13 protein-coding genes are annotated in these 16,314 nt (G+C 33.9%); 12 read left to right on the top strand and 1 reads right to left on the bottom strand.

From position 1 onward, the window contains the following. Positions 1 to 137 precede the first annotated feature (137 nt). The gene (locus tag ACNO7W_RS07820; protein ID WP_417937678.1) at positions 138 to 3,053 is read right to left on the bottom strand and encodes an FAD-binding and (Fe-S)-binding domain-containing protein; all 2,916 of its coding nucleotides are present in this window, start codon (positions 3,051 to 3,053) and stop codon (positions 138 to 140) included. A gap of 252 nt (positions 3,054 to 3,305) precedes the next feature. On the opposite strand from ACNO7W_RS07820, the gene ACNO7W_RS07815 reads away from it, so the two are divergent. The 12 genes from ACNO7W_RS07815 to ribB all read left to right on the top strand — a co-directional run bounded on the left by ACNO7W_RS07815 (position 3,306) and on the right by ribB (position 16,305). Further along, entirely contained in the window at positions 3,306 to 4,838 is a 1,533-nt protein-coding gene (locus ACNO7W_RS07815) for a glycoside hydrolase family 10 protein (RefSeq protein ID WP_417937677.1), read from the top strand. A gap of 28 nt (positions 4,839 to 4,866) precedes the next feature. Further along, a complete protein-coding gene (locus ACNO7W_RS07810) occupies positions 4,867 to 6,141 on the top strand; it encodes an AmpG family muropeptide MFS transporter (protein WP_417937676.1) in 1,275 nt (424 codons plus the stop codon). 167 nt (positions 6,142 to 6,308) lie between these two features. Then, positions 6,309 to 7,919, top strand: coding sequence for a glycoside hydrolase family 3 protein (locus tag ACNO7W_RS07805; protein ID WP_417937675.1), 1,611 nt, complete (start codon positions 6,309 to 6,311; stop codon positions 7,917 to 7,919). 141 nt (positions 7,920 to 8,060) lie between these two features. Further along, the gene (locus tag ACNO7W_RS07800) at positions 8,061 to 8,699 is read left to right on the top strand and encodes a peroxiredoxin (RefSeq protein ID WP_417937674.1); all 639 of its coding nucleotides are present in this window, start codon (positions 8,061 to 8,063) and stop codon (positions 8,697 to 8,699) included. Between the two features lie 87 nt (positions 8,700 to 8,786). Continuing rightward, positions 8,787 to 9,095, top strand: a complete 309-nt coding sequence (locus ACNO7W_RS07795; protein ID WP_143386609.1) for a thioredoxin family protein — start codon at positions 8,787 to 8,789, stop codon at positions 9,093 to 9,095. A gap of 104 nt (positions 9,096 to 9,199) precedes the next feature. Continuing rightward, complete coding sequence (locus ACNO7W_RS07790; protein WP_143386610.1) at positions 9,200 to 9,457, top strand: DUF6952 family protein; 258 nt, start codon at positions 9,200 to 9,202, stop codon at positions 9,455 to 9,457. 191 nt (positions 9,458 to 9,648) lie between these two features. After that, positions 9,649 to 10,146 carry a thiol peroxidase gene (gene tpx, locus ACNO7W_RS07785; RefSeq protein WP_143386611.1) on the top strand — a complete coding sequence of 166 codons (498 nt, stop codon included), beginning with the start codon at positions 9,649 to 9,651 and terminating at the stop codon, positions 10,144 to 10,146. Positions 10,147 to 10,156: 10 nt separating this feature from the next. Continuing rightward, the gene (locus ACNO7W_RS07780) at positions 10,157 to 10,531 is read left to right on the top strand and encodes a diacylglycerol kinase family protein (protein WP_143386612.1); all 375 of its coding nucleotides are present in this window, start codon (positions 10,157 to 10,159) and stop codon (positions 10,529 to 10,531) included. 18 nt (positions 10,532 to 10,549) lie between these two features. Further along, positions 10,550 to 12,997 (top strand): DNA translocase FtsK, encoded by a 2,448-nt coding sequence (locus ACNO7W_RS07775; protein ID WP_417937673.1) that lies wholly within the window; start codon positions 10,550 to 10,552, stop codon positions 12,995 to 12,997. 56 nt (positions 12,998 to 13,053) lie between these two features. After that, positions 13,054 to 13,719, top strand: coding sequence for a LolA family protein (locus tag ACNO7W_RS07770; protein ID WP_417937672.1), 666 nt, complete (start codon positions 13,054 to 13,056; stop codon positions 13,717 to 13,719). Between the two features lie 9 nt (positions 13,720 to 13,728). Next, positions 13,729 to 15,162, top strand: a complete 1,434-nt coding sequence (locus ACNO7W_RS07765) for an LptF/LptG family permease (RefSeq protein ID WP_417937671.1) — start codon at positions 13,729 to 13,731, stop codon at positions 15,160 to 15,162. A gap of 9 nt (positions 15,163 to 15,171) precedes the next feature. Next, positions 15,172 to 16,305 carry a 3,4-dihydroxy-2-butanone-4-phosphate synthase gene (gene ribB / locus ACNO7W_RS07760; RefSeq protein WP_185963091.1) on the top strand — a complete coding sequence of 378 codons (1,134 nt, stop codon included), beginning with the start codon at positions 15,172 to 15,174 and terminating at the stop codon, positions 16,303 to 16,305. The last annotated feature ends 9 nt before the right edge of the window (positions 16,306 to 16,314 follow it).

Here is a 16,314-nt window from a genome sequence, read left to right as displayed (position 1 = left end):
TATTTTTTTTCAAAAAAAAGTCAAATTAAAATTTTTAACAACCAAAAAAAGCTAAATACACTTTAAAATAAGTTAAAATAAAAAATATGTATTTTTCTAAACACTCCTTTTTAATTTTATTTTACTGAATCGAATTGTTATTTTAGACAACTCTTCAGAATAGTAACCGGATGCAGGGCTTTTCTATTTGTTCCATCAAAAATCTGATGACGGCAACTGGTCCCTGCGGCAGCAATTGCTACTGTTGCATCGGTTGCTCTAATTTTTGGAAACAAGGTATCCTCACCCATTTGCATGCTGATGTCATAATGTTCTTTTTCATAACCAAAAGAACCTGCCATACCACAACAACCCGAATTGTAAATGGTAACCAAACTATTTTTTGGCAAATTCAACATCGCAAAAGTCGCTTCAATGGTGCTCAATGACTTTTGATGACAATGTCCGTGAATTTTTATTGTTTTCTCAACATCAGAAAATTGATCCGAATGAATTTTTCCAATCGCAATCTCTTTTTTGAAAAACTCTTCAATTGTAAATACATTTTGAGCTAGTTTTTCGGCATTTTCTTTATCATCTGCTAATCGGATGTATTCATCTCTAAAAGTCAATATCGCCGATGGCTCTATTCCTATCAACGGACAATCGGCAGTAATAATAGTTGAAAAAACAGCTACGTTTATATTGGCTATTGCTTTTGCTTCTTCCAGAAAACCTTTCGAAATAAAGGCTCTTCCGCTTTCCTCATGATCAACTACAATGACTTCATATCCTATTCTTGTCAATAATTCATACGCATCAATCCCAACTGAAACATCATAAAAATTAGTAAATTCATCACAAAATAAATATACTTTCCCGTTTGCAAAAGAATTATTTTGTGCTTTTGATTTGTTTTTTTCGTACCATTTTCTAAAAGTAGTTGGAGCCAATAAAGGAACTTCCCTTTTTGGAGCAATTCCCATGCTCTTTTTCACCAAAGTTTGATTCAAAACAAAATTTGTAATCTTTGGCAGTACGCTTCCTAATTTATTTAGTTTTGCGTTATTGGCAAATATTTTATTTCGAACAGAAAATCCATTTGCTTTTTGATATTGGTACAAAAACTCCGATTTCAGTGCCGCAACATCTACATTACTGGGACATTCACTGGCACAAGCTTTACAGCTCACACACAATTCGAAAACTTTATATAATTCTTCGTGATCGAACTTATTGTCTTTTTCTGAATGCGTCAAATATTCTCTCAACGCATTGGCTCTTGCACGAGTGGTGTCTTTTTCGTTTCGTGTGGCGCGATAACTTGGACATAAAGTACCGCCTGCCGAAGGTAATTTTCTACAATCTCCGGAACCATTGCATTTCTCAGCCGCACGCAAAATCCCCATACTATCCGAAAAATCCTGAATCGTTTTTATATCCGGTTCCACCCTGCCCGCTTCCACCCTAAGGTTTTCGTCCATTTTGAAGGCGTTTACAATTTTTCCAACATTTAAAATTGTATTCGGATCAAAGGCATTTTTTATTCGTTTTAATAATTCATAATTCTTGTCCCCAATCATAAAAGGCAAAAACTCTCCACGCACGATTCCGTCTCCATGTTCCCCGCTCAATGAACCTCTATATTTTTTTACTAAAATAGCCACTTCGGTTGCGATGTTTCTAAATTGGTGTAATCCTTCTTTAGTTTTTAAATTTAAAACGGGTCGTAAGTGAATTTCTCCAGCTCCGGCATGTGCATAATAAATGGCGCTCTGACCATGACGCTGCATCATGGCGGAAAACTCGGCAATATAATTAGGCAAATCACTCAACTCAACAGCGGTATCCTCTATAGAATCTGCCGCTTTATTATCTCCTACAATACTTCCTAAAAGTCCGAGACCCGCTTTTCGCAACTCATTTATTTTATCAATATCAGATCCGTAAATTTTGGGTAAGGCATACCCAAAATTATGCTGCTCAAGATCAGCTATCAAAGCATTTGCTTGTCTTTCGGCATCTTCCATACTATGATGAGACGCCACTTCAAGCATAATAACTGCTTTTGGTTCCCCTTGTATGAAAAATCTATTTTTGGCTTGTTCTCTATTGGTTTTGGTACAATTCAGAATGGTGTCATCCATCATTTCACAAGTGTACAAATGATGTTTCATCGCTGTAACTACAGCTTCTAAACTTTCTTGAATGGTATGAAAATGTGCTGCCACCATGACATTATTTGTTGGCGGTAAATCATCTACTTTCAAAGTAATTTCAGTCGTAAATGCTAAAGTTCCCTCGCTTCCGCAAAGTAATTTTCCTAAGTTTATCGTTTTTTCAGTTCCTGAAAACAGTTCTGATTTTAATAATAAATCTATCGCATAACCCGTATTTCGTCTGTGAATTTCAGGTTTTGGAAACTCCTTTACAATTTCTTTTTGGTTTTCTGTATTCGAAAGTTCCTCAAAAATGGTCTTATAAATGGTATTCTCAAGTGAATTACCTTTTGTCTTTTCAATGAATTCTTCCGAAGGCATGTCTTTGAATACCGTTGCACTGCCATCACTCAAAACCGCTTTTAATTCCACTATTTTGTCTCGGGTTACGCCATAGCGTATCGATGTGGTCCCCGATGAATTATTCCCTACCATTCCTCCTATCATACATCGATTTGACGTAGAAGTATTGGGTCCAAAAAACAAACCGTGAGGTTTTAAGAATAAATTCAGTTCATCCCGAATCACTCCTGGTTGTACCGTAACCGTCTTTTTTATTGGGTCAAAAGCAATAATCTTAGTGAAATGTTTCGAAACATCCACAATAATTCCGTTACCAACCGTTTGCCCTGCTAATGAAGTCCCGGCAGTTCTAGGCGTGATTGAAATCTTATTTTTTGCTGCAAAGCGAATAATTTTGACAATATCTTCTTCTGATTTTGGAATCGCCACAGCAAGTGGCATAATTCTATAAGCTGAAGCGTCAGTAGCGTAAATCGTTTTATGAAGTTCATCATATAAAAGTGTTCCTTCTAATGATTGGGATAATTGTTGTAATTCAAGTGAGGTTAACATGGCTTAATACATTATATTTTATAAAAAACTGATAATACAGCATTATTTGACAAATATAAATATATAGCCGATTATAAATTAAAAAATCAAATACGAAAAATTCAAAAAGTTTTATTGTTTGATAGAAAGTTCAATTTAAAAACATTTTGGCAAAGAAATTGCGCTAGTAAAATAAGACAAATTTTATAACCATTTTATCTGGTAAATTTCACTAAAAAAACTATTTTTGAATACTTTATAAATTAAATAATAATGAAAAATTTCAAGCACGCCATATTCCTTATTTCGTTCTTTTTACTTTCTCTTTGGAATAGTAACGCGCAACAATTTGCTGCAAATCCTAAAAATGAATTTAGAGCCGTTTGGATAGCCACCGTTGTTAATATTGACTGGCCAAAAAGCAGTACGGATAACACTGCAAAACAAAAAGCCGATTTTATTGAAATTTTAGATACTTATAAAAAATTAAATTACAATGCCGTAATTGTCCAGATTCGAAGTGTTGGTGACGCCTTTTATCCAACGGAATTAGCGCCATGGTCTCGCTTTTTGACCGGAAAAGAAGGTCAAGCGCCGAAACCTTATTTCGACACATTGACATGGATGATTACTGAAACACACGCCCGAGGTTTTGAATTTCACGCTTGGTTAAATCCGTATCGCGCCACAATGGACTTGAACACGGCTATTTTAAGTCCTAAACATGATTTTTACCAACATCCGGAATGGATGATTAAATACGGAGGTAAATATTATTACAATCCGGCACTGCCAGAAGTTCAAAACCATTTATTGTCCATAGTTGAAGAAGTTGTAGAAAAATATGACATCGATGCTATTCATTTTGATGATTATTTTTACCCATACAAAATAAAAGGAGAACAATTTAATGATGCCGATTCTTTCAAAAAATACGGAAATGGATTGAGTTTAGAAGATTGGAGACGTTCCAATGTGAATACTTTCGTGAAATGTGTTTCCCTTTCGATAAAAAACATAAAACCTTGGGTACAATTTGGCATCAGCCCTTTTGGGGTTTGGAGAAATAAATCAGTCGATCCAAAAGGTTCTGAAACGGAGTCTGGTCAGACTAATTATGACGATTTGTTTGCAGATCCTTTAGCATGGATGGAAAATAAATGGATTGACTACATCGTTCCACAATTATACTGGAGCATGGATCACCCAAAAGCTTCCTATTCAAAACTACTGCGTTGGTGGTCTGAAAACTCAAAAAACACGGCTGTTTATATCGGAAACGGAACCTATAAAATCAATACGGATTCCGATAAAAAATGGAATAATCCTAATGAAATACCGAATCAAATAGATATTACCAGAACCTACAAAAACGTTCAAGGTAATGCCTTTTTTAGTGCCAAATCATTTTTGAACAGAAATCAAAACGTTGCGCAACTATTGATAGAAAACCAATACAAATATCCTGCACTACCTACTGTGGTTCCAAATTCTATCAAAAAAATGGTCATCGTACCCACAGCGAACAGTATTTTGGTAAATCCTATTTCTTCAAGCTTTAATGTTAAATATCCTTTGTACAGTAAAGTGCGTTATGTTATGGTTTATGGAGCCAAATTCAATTCGAAAATTGACGTCAATGATCCAAGCCAAATTATTGATAAAATAGCATTTAAAGATAATATTGATACTGTTGAAGTTGTAATTCCAACCTATAAATTAGACAAAAATACAACCTGCGCCATTACATTCATCGATTTTTATGGTAATGAAAGCCAACCGACTTTAGTAAATTTCACACTATAAAATTTGAATTGAATATAATCCGCTATAAATGAAAACAAACAACAGCCCTTGGTTTTGGATTCCATTATTAAACTTTGCTTCCGGCTTACCTTACGCCATTATTATTTCGGTATCAGTCATAATGTATAAAAACCTTGGTATCAATAATGAAGATATCGGAATTTATACCAGTTTACTCTATTTACCATGGGTTATTAAGCCATTATGGAGTCCGTTTATTGACATTTATTCGACTAAAAGAAAGTGGTTTTTAAGCATGCAATTACTAATTTCCATTGCTTTTTTAATTGTGGGATTAACGATTCCTTTGAGTAATTTTTTTGTAATTAGTTTAGCTGTTTTTTGGGTTGCCGCATTTGCATCAGCCTCGAATGATGTGGCGAGTGATGGATTTTATATGTTGGCTTTAGAAAAGGAACAGCAATCGTTTTTCCTTGGAATCAGAAGTACATTTTATCGTCTTTCAATGCTTACCGGAAACGGATTAATAGTAGTAATTGCCGGTTATCTCGAACAAGAATATGGCGATAAACAAAAAGCATGGTCCTATACGATGGTTGTTGTTGCATTGATTATGGCCGTGATTACGATTTACAATTATTTTTCCACTCCAAAAACGGAAACAAAAATCGTAGAAAACGAAACTGAATCGGTTCCGCATAAGAGTTTCGGAGTTGTTTTTGCTACTTTTTTTCAAAAGAAACAAATAGGAATAGCACTTACTTTCATCTTATTATTCAGATTAGGTGAATCTCAACTATTAAAAATGTTAACTCCTTTTTTAATCGATCCGATAGCTGCAGGCGGAATGGGTTTAACCACGCAGGATGTTGGCGTTATTTATGGAACTTTTGGGGTAATATCACTTACTGTTGGGGGAATTTTAGGAGGTATTGTCATTTCTAAAGATGGATTAGGAAAATGGATGCTGCCCATGATTTTGGCCATGCACTTACCAATTGTAGGATTTATATTGCTTTCGCATTTCCACCCTGGTTCCATTATCTATGTTTATTTAACGGTAATCGCGGAACAATTTGGATATGGTTTTGGGTTTGCGGCTTTCATGATGTATTTGATTTATGTGGCTGATGGCGAATCAAAAACGTCCCACTACTCTATCGCAACAGGATTTATGGCTTTGGGAATGATGCTTCCGGGAATGTTGAGCGGTTATATCCAAGAATATCTGGGGTATGGAAATTTCTTTATTTGGGTGTTTTTAGCTACCATACCGGGATTAATACTTTCCAGATTTTTGATATTTCCAGCTGCTTTTGGAAAGAAATCAGAGCAAGAATAAAAACATATATTTTCATCAACCATATAAGAAATGTAAGTTCATTTAAGTAAGTAAGTAAGTAAGTACATAACTATTCAGAGTAATTAATTTTAACTAACTGGCAAAATCTCTGCAATGAACTTATATGCCTTAAATGGTTAAAAATTAACTCTTATCACTATTTCAAAATGACATTAGAACAAAAAATAGGGCAATTTTTCTTTCCGGCCGTTTTCATAAACGACACTGAAGAAAACATACAGGCAACCGAACGATTAATTAGAGATTACAATATAGGCGGATTGACTTTTTTTCATAGCCGAGCCAGTGCCGCAACCAATTATGAAACTAAGAAAAAAGTAGTATTAAATGATGATAGTTTTCAGCGTTTGGCAGCACTCATCGTACGATACCAAAACTGTGCCACCACTCCTTTATTAATGAGTATTGATGCCGAATGGGGATTGGCGATGCGCGTCGAAAAAACACCCCAATATCCTTATGCCATTACCCTTGGCGCTTTACCTGAAAGTGAAAAACATTTGGTTTACGAAGTTGGAAAACAAATAGGTTTGGACTTAAAATCAGTTGGAATCCATTATAATTTAGCGCCCTTAGCGGACATCAATAATAACCCGAATAATCCGGTAATTGGCTATCGTTCCTTTGGTGAGAATAAAGAAAAAGTAGCTGATTTTGCCCTTGAATATTTGAAAGGAATGAATGAGGTTGGCATTTTAGGTTGTCTCAAACATTTTCCCGGGCACGGAAATACGAATGTCGATTCCCATTTAGGATTACCCGTTTTAGAAGAAACATTAGCCGAATTATTATCCAATGAACTATATCCTTTCCTAAAAGGTATTGAAAACAATGTCGATTCGATTATGATTGGTCATTTGGCTGTTCCTGCTTTGAATTCCGGAAAAGATACATCAGCTACATTGTCAAAATCGGTAATTGAAACACTTTTGCGAAAGCAATTAGGTTATGATGGTTTGGTAATTTCGGATGCTTTGAATATGCACAGCGTCTCCAAATTATACGAGAAAAAAGGACAACTGGAATGGGAAGCTTTCAATGCCGGAAATGATGTTTTGTGTTTTGCCGAAAATGTACCGGAAGGAATTCAGGAAATAGTAAAAAATGCAACTCCACAGCGAATTGAAGCCAGTTTTAACAGATTGTGGAAATGCAAACAAAAAGCGGGTATTGTAGACGGAAAACTCCATTTACCAAACCTTTCGGAAAGTGATTTTGATTTTGAAACCACTTCTGCTTTAAATCGTAAAATTGCTCAAAAATGCATTACAAAAATTAAAGACAACAACAATACTGTCACTGTTTTTGATGCTAAAAACAGAGAGGATCTCGCCAAACTTAGCCTCTATAAAAACACTGATAATGCATTTTTTAAAAGCTTGACAGCTGCCTTGCCTTCACCTGAATTTTGTTATGAAACGGGAAGTGATTTGACATTAAATGAATTAGAAAAGGCATTAACCCGTTTTGATACCCTTATCATTTCTTTGTTTGTTCCAAAGGCAAAACCTTTACATAATTTTGATATTGAGGATTCAGTACTTCAGTTTTTGGGTAACTTATTTACCACCAAAAAATGTGTTTTATATGTTTTTGGGAACCCATATTCACTTCAAGTTATCCCAAATTTAAAGCACGCTTTGGGAATCATTCAAATGTATCAAGATTTTACAGAATTTCAAGAAACCGCAGCCGAACAACTTTTAGAAAACACCAACTGTAAAGGTACTCTTCCTGTGATTGTTAGTGGTGTCTAATTAGCTTCTTTAATTTCAAAAGCATCCATTATAAGAAATTTTTATTCGTAAATAAATATTTATAATCAAATCTTATTGTTTCAAATCCTCTGTTTAGGCTATTTTTGCACCATCAAAAAAAATTAACTAAAAATAAATAATATGTCATTAGTAGGAAAAAAATTCCCAAGCATTGCAATAGACGCTATCTCAGAAATGGGTGATAATTTAAAAATCAATATTTTCGAAGAAGCTACAAAAAACAACAAAAAAGTACTTTTGTTTTGGTACCCGAAAGACTTTACATTCGTATGTCCAACTGAATTACATGCTTTTCAAGCGGCGCTACCGGAATTCGAAAAAAGAAATACAATTGTTATAGGAGCTTCTTGTGATACAAATGAAGTACATTTTGCTTGGTTAAACACTCCAAAAAATAATGGTGGAATTGAAGGAGTTACGTACCCAATCCTTGCTGATACTAACAGAAACTTATCAAACATCTTAGGAATTCTTGATATTGAAGAAACTGGTTATAGTGAAGAAACAGATTCTATCATTATCGAAGGATCTAATGTTACTTACAGAGCTACTTACCTTATCGACGAAACTGGAAAAATTTTCCACGAAAGTGTAAACGATATGCCATTAGGTCGTAACGTAAATGAATATTTACGTATGGTTGATGCTTACACACATATTCAAGAAAAAGGTGAAGTTTGTCCTGCAAACTGGGAAGCTGGAAAAGAAGCAATGAGCGCTGACAGAAAAAGTACTGCAGAATACTTGAGTTTAAACTAGTTCAATAACAATTTCAATGGCAATAATCAATTTCAATACTAAATATTGACTATTGATATTGCTATTGATTTTTGAAATTTTAAAAATATGTTAATCGAATTAAACGAAGATACGTTACAGGATTTAATTGCAAAAGACGAGAAAGTTGTAGTTCAATTTTCGGCTTCATGGTGTGGAAATTGTCGTATTATGAAACCAAAATTCAAAAAATTAGCTTCAGAAAACGAAACAATTACTTTTGCTCTTGTTGATGCTGAAAATTTTCCTGAATCAAGAAAATTAGCTAATGTGAGTAATTTACCAACTTTTGCCACTTTTGTAAATGGGAAATTAGTAAACGAAACGCAAACCAATAAACAAGAAGTACTGATTGAATTAGTGAACGAAATTGTTTAAAGTTTAAAGTTGAGCAACAATGCTACAAAGTTTAAGCTCAAAGCATAATGTTCAACAGCAACCTATAAACCTCAAACTTTTTTTAAACTTTAAACAAAATAAATATGAAATTACCGGTTATTAAGCATTTAACGCAGTTTATAGAAGAAAATGATGAAGATTATATCATAGAAACAATTGAAGTTTTGGAAGCAATGACTGAAATTACTACATTGAAAGATGAAGAATTAGATGTAATTGGTGAATTAATTTCTAATATGTATGGCGCTTTAGAAGTTAACAAACTGGTAAAAACCGGAACTGATAAAAAAGAAGCTTTAAACGGTTTCATGAAGCGTGTTCTGGGTTCTATCGACAAATAAAAAAGAATTTTTAATGCAATATTTCTAAAACGCAGTCCGAAACGACTGCGTTTTTTTATGCATTTTATAAAAAAGACATTGGGTTATACGAGTTTACTTAATGCTCCAAAATCTTGAACTTTATCCCAAAGTTTCATCACTAAATCTTAAATAATTTTCATACTTTTGAACCTCATTAAAAAACAAAAATTATGGCTTCAATTACTTTAAAAGGAAATCCAATAAATACCTCAGGAGAATTACCAACAGTAGGCTCAAAAATAAGCGATTTTAAATTAGTTAAAAACGATCTTTCTGTTGCTTCATTAGCTGACTTTGCAGGGAAAAAATTAGTTTTGAATATTTTTCCAAGTATCGATACCGGAACATGTGCTACGTCGGTTAGAAAATTTAACGAAAGCGCAAGTAAATTGGAAAACACCAATGTATTATGTATCTCCAGAGATTTACCTTTCGCGCAAAACCGTTTTTGTGGTGCTGAAGGACTTGAAAATGTTATTAATTTATCTGATTTCCAAGCTGGAGATTTTGGTAAAACCAATGGTTTAGAAATTGTAAATGGCCCCTTAGCCGGATTGCATTCCAGAGCCATCATTGTGGTTGATGAAAATGGAACAATTACTCATACGGAGCAAGTTGGTGAAATTGCGGATGAGCCGAATTACGAAGCTGCATTAGCAGTACTTTAATAACCTCCGGATGGAATTTCAAAAAGATAATACCTTCTTCACCGGAAGATTAAAAAGCGTCTCTTATGCTTTTAAGGGTGCCCTAAAATTGATTACAACAGAACACAGCGTTATGGTACAATTTTCAATTGGAATATTGATTACCATCGCTGGGTTTTATTTTGGCATTTCTAAAACAGAATGGCTTTTTCAGACTTTGGCCATTGGTTTGGTCATGAGTATTGAAGGTTTAAATACAGCAGTTGAAAAAGTAGCCGATTTTATTCATCCTAACTATCATGAAAGAATTGGGTTCATCAAAGATATTGCTGCAGGAGCTGTCTTTTTTGCTGCTTTGACAGCAATAGCAATCGGTTTAATCATATATATACCAATATTACTTTAGGTATTATTACAATCAAGAATGGCAAAAACAACAAAAACAGCGCCTTTAGATAAAAAAAACGATTCTAAAACGGAGGGAAATAATCCATGGAGAATAACCAAACAACACACAATTGTTTTTGGTTCTCTTTTGGTGTTATTTTCAATTGCTTTATTATTTGCATTTATTTCCTTTTACATCTACGGACAACAAGATCAAAGTGCTGTTCAAGAATTGACTGACAGAACCGAAACTGTTCACAATTGGTTAGGAAAATTTGGAGCATTTTTAGCTGACTTAATTGTTTATAAAGGTTTTGGGATTGCCGCATTTATATTCGTGCGCTTATTTTTCCTAACAGGAATGTACATGGTTCTCTCTATTCCCTTAAAAAAGCTGAAGAATATTTGGTTTTGGGATTTATTCGTAATTATTGTTTTATCCGTTTTATTTGGTTTTTTTGCCACATCAGTACCTGAATTAGGAGGGACAATTGGATATGAATTGAATCTATTTTCTCAAGATTACATTGGAAAAACGGGAACATTATTGATCTTGCTTTTTGGATTAATCATCTATGTGATTTTCAAAATCAAAATTTCGCCAGAAAATATTCAGTCCTTTTTTGATAATACCAAAAAAGAAATTAAAGCTGATTTAGCCACTATTCCTCTAAATGGGGCAAAAAGTAGCGGTTATAATTTAGAGGAATTTGCTGTTGCGGAAGAAGAAATTGATGACATTCATTTGAAAATAAATGGAAATCAATTCGAAATTAATAAAGAAGCGTTAAAACCAACTATCAATAATTCATCCGAAATTAATTTGGATCCCATAGCAAAACCTCTTGCCATGGAAGTAACGCCAATGGCTACTCCGGAAATTATTTCAAATCCTACAGATACTTTTGTAATAGAAACAGCTCCGGAAGAAGATATTATAGAAGAAAATTTAGCTTCTAGACTTGTTGCTGATTTTGGATTATTTGATCCAACTTTGGATTTATCCAATTATAAATTTCCTACGATAGATTTATTAAAGGAATATTCGACTGGTGGAATTACCATCAACCAGGAAGAATTAGAAGAAAATAAAAACAGGATTGTTGATACGCTTCGCAATTATAAAATAGAAATTGCACAGATAAAAGCTACCGTTGGACCATCGGTTACTTTATATGAAATTGTACCGGAAGCGGGTATTCGTATCTCGAAAATTAAAAGTTTAGAAGATGATATTGCGTTGTCACTTTCGGCATTAGGAATTCGTATCATTGCTCCTATTCCAGGAAAAGGAACCATAGGAATCGAGGTTCCCAATAAGAATCCTACGATGGTTTCCATGAAAAGTGTTATTGGCTCAGCCAAATTTCAGGAAGCCGAAATGGAATTGCCAATCGCCTTAGGAAAAACTATTTCTAATGAAACTTTTGTGGTTGATTTAGCCAAAATGCCTCACTTACTGATGGCAGGAGCTACCGGACAAGGAAAATCTGTTGGATTGAATGCGGTTCTGACTTCACTTTTGTACAAAAAACATCCCGCAGAAGTTAAATTTGTACTGGTCGATCCTAAAAAAGTAGAGCTAACGTTGTTTAATAAAATTGAAAGACATTATTTAGCGAAGCTTCCAGATATGGATGATGCTATTATTACTGATAATGCAAAAGTGGTCAATACCCTGAATTCACTTTGTGTAGAAATGGACAACCGCTATTCTTTATTAAAAGATGCGATGGTGCGTAACATCAAAGAATACAACGATAAATTTAAAGCTCGAAAATTGAATCCTGAAAATGGACACCGATTTTTACCTTATATCGTTCTCGTTGTTGATGAGTTTGCCGATTTAATTATGACCGCCGGAAAAGAGGTCGAAGTTCCTATAGCACGTTTAGCTCAATTAGCGCGGGCCATTGGTATCCATTTAATTATTGCTACCCAAAGACCTTCGGTGAATGTAATTACAGGTTTAATAAAAGCCAATTTTCCAGCTAGAATTGCTTTTAGAGTTACCTCAAAAATTGATTCCCGAACCATTCTTGATACTCAGGGTGCGGATCAATTGATAGGACGAGGAGATATGCTTTACACCAACGGAAATGATGTTGTTCGTGTACAATGTGCCTTTATAGACACACCCGAAGTAGAAAAAATTACGGAATTCATTGGTTCGCAAAAAGCATATGCAACTGCTTATTTACTTCCGGAATTTGTTGGAGAGGAAAGTGGCATTAATCTTGATATGGATATTTCCGAAAGAGATACTTTGTTTAGAGAAGCCGCCGAAATTATTGTAAATGCACAACAAGGCTCCGCTTCATTGTTACAAAGAAAGCTAAAATTAGGCTACAACAGAGCAGGTCGATTAATTGATCAACTGGAAGCCGCAGGAATTGTAGGTCCGTTCGAAGGAAGTAAAGCACGTAGTGTAAACATCTTGGACATGAGTTCTCTTGATCAATTTTTCAACAATGAACAGTCTTAAGAAGTGGTCAGTGTTCAGTCCAAGACAACAACAATAATAACAAAATAACATATCTAATGAAACAACAACAGAAAGCAATGTACAAAAAAATTATATATATCTCATTTTTACTTCTTTTTAGTTTTTCAATACAAGCCCAAGATAAAAAAGCGAAAGACCTTTTAGATCAGGTTACTGCAAAAGTTAGAAGTTATGATAATATTGTAATTGATTTTAAATATTCTTTAAATAATTCCAGAGAAAATATCAATCAGGACAGTAAAGGGAATGTAACCATGAAAGGAAATCAGTATGTATTGAATTTCATGGGAGTTACGAAAATTTTTGACGGAAAAAAAACATATACTATTGTTCCAGAAGATGAAGAGATTACTATTTCTAAAGTAAATGAAAAAGAAGATAATGCCATTACACCTTCAAAAATGCTAACCTTTTTTAATACTGGTTATAAATATAATATGGATATTTTGCAGGATGTAAAAGGCAGAAAAATTCAGTACATTAAACTCATTCCTACAAGTGCCAAAGATCAAAGAAAAGAGGTATTATTGGGAATCGATGTGCAAACCAAACATATCTATAATTTGATTGAAATGGGTAAAAAAGGCACAAAAACGACTTTAACCGTTAATTCTTTTAAAACCAACCAACCTTTGTCAAAAAATCAATTTACATTTGCGGAAAGTAAATATCCAAATTACTACATCAACAAATTAGATTAATCTATATCGGTGAAAATTCTTGACAAATACTTATTAAAAACATTTCTGACTACATTTACAACTGTATTTGTAATACTCTTTTTCATTTTTATACTTCAAACCGTTTGGTTATTTATATCCGAATTAGCAGGTAAAGATTTGGATTTAGTAATGATTATCAAGTTTTTAGGCTTTTCAATGCCTCGAATTATTCCTTTGGTTTTACCTTTGTCAGTACTATTGGCTTCCATAATGACTTTTGGTGATTTGTCTGAAAATTATGAATTGGCTGCCATGAAATCAGCTGGGGTTTCGCTAAAAAGAGCAATGAAAAGCCTAACTATTTTCATTGTTATACTGGGAGGTATCGCCTTTCTTTTTGCTAATAATGTGATTCCTTTTGCAGAATATAAGTTTATCAATTTCAGAAAAAATATTGCTCAAGCCAAACCTGCTTTGGCAATTGCCGAAGGTCAGTTTAGCGATGTTGGCTTTTATAATATTAAAGTCAATAAAAAATCTGGAGAAAACGGAAATTTCCTTACTGGTATTACTATCCACAAAAAATCAAATCTAGGTGACGGCAGCAAAACGGTTATCAAGGCTAAAAATGGAGAATTAATAAGTAGCGAGGAATCCAGTATTCTACAATTAGTATTGAATAATGGTTACTACTATGAAGACATCGTTCCCAAAAAATATGAAGAAAGAAGCAAAATGCCATTTGCAAAAAGTTCATTCAAAAAATACATTATCAATATCGATTTATCAAAATTGAATAAAGTGGATGTAAATAATGAGCAGATTGCGAATACTAACACGATGCTTACTGTAAATGAATTAAATTATACGTTGGATTCATTACATAAAAATTTAAAAACGGATATCCTTTCGTTTTCGGAAAACATGAATCAGCGAATTCTAATTCCAAAGGATAATAAAATACAATCCCTCAAAAAAAGTAAAACCCTTCCAAACAATATATTGACATTATATAACAATGAGGAGAAATCAAAGATTTTAGATCTTGCCGTTAGTAACCTTGCCAGTACAAAATATTCGATTGATGCCAGTAATACGGATTTTAAAAATAAACGAAAAAACATCAACAATCATTTATTGGCATTTTATGACAAATTTGTAATTGCATATGCCTGCTTTTTGATGTTTTTTATTGGAGCCCCTTTGGGAGCCATTATCAGAAAAGGCGGATTGGGACTTCCTATAATTTTTGCGGTTTTAATTTTCATAACTTTTCACTTTATAAATACTTTCGGTAAAAGAATCGCACAGGAAGATGGTTTATCTCCATTTTTAGGAGCTTGGATGTCCTCCTTTATTCTATCACCATTAGCTATTCTTTTGTCATACAGAGCCACAAACGATATCGGATTAATAAATATGGATGTCATTTTAGCTCCATTTCAAAAAATATTCCAAAAAATATTTCCATCACAAAATTAAACACCAATCATGGTTACAAGTAAAATACACCTCAACACAATAGAAGAAGCGATCGAAGACATTCGACAAGGGAAAATTATTATTGTTGTTGATGATGAAGATCGAGAAAACGAAGGTGATTTCTTGGCTGCAGCCGAAAAAGTAACACCCGAAATGATTAATTTCATGGCCACACACGGTCGTGGATTGATTTGTGCACCATTAACAGAAAGTCGTTGCAAAGAATTAGGACTGCATGTAATGGTTAGTAACAATACAGATCCTATGGAAACTGCTTTTACCGTTTCGGTAGATTTAAGAGGAAACGGAGTAACAACAGGGATATCAGCGGGAGATAGAGCAAAAACTATTTTGTCGTTGGTTGATTCCAAAACGAAACCACACGATTTAGCACGACCAGGACATATATTTCCTCTTATTGCTAAACAAGGAGGTGTATTAAGAAGAACTGGACATACTGAAGCCGCAATTGATTTCGCACGTTTGGCAGGCTTTAAATCGGCTGGAGTGATTGTAGAAATCATGAACGAAGATGGCTCGATGGCACGCTTACCACAATTGGTAAAAGTGGCTAAAAAATTCAATTTAAAATTAGTTTCTATCGAAGATTTAGTTGCTTACAGAATGCAGCACGATAGTTTGATTATTAAAAAAGAAGATTTTGATTTAGAAACCCGTTTTGGTACTTTCAGATTACGTGCTTACCAGCAAACAACCAACAAACAAATTCATATTGCTTTAACAAAAGGCACTTGGAATTTGGGCGAATCCATTTTAACAAGAATCAATTCCTCACAGGTAAATAATGATTTATTAGGCACATTGACTAATAATGCAGACCAACAACTGGATGATATGTTTAAAGTAATTAACGAGCAAGGAAAAGGTGCTGTTATTTTTATCAATCAGGATATGCAATCGGTGAATTTACTAAGCCGTATAACAGAACTTAAATTATTGCAAAGTGAAGGAGTGATGAAAGCGCCCAAAATTGTTATTGACAGTAAAGATTTTGGAATTGGCGCTCAAATATTACATGATATAGATATCTCAAAAATTAGATTGGTATCCAATACTGAGGGAACTAAACGTGTCGGAATGATTGGATATGGACTAGAAATAACCGAATACGTAAAGTATTAAACCTATATT

This window comes from Flavobacterium sp. ZB4R12 (assembly GCF_048276375.1).
Taxonomy (GTDB): domain Bacteria; phylum Bacteroidota; class Bacteroidia; order Flavobacteriales; family Flavobacteriaceae; genus Flavobacterium; species Flavobacterium gawalongense.
The sequence above is the reverse complement of the archived record's forward strand: the minus strand, read 5'-3'. Positions and strand labels throughout refer to the sequence as shown.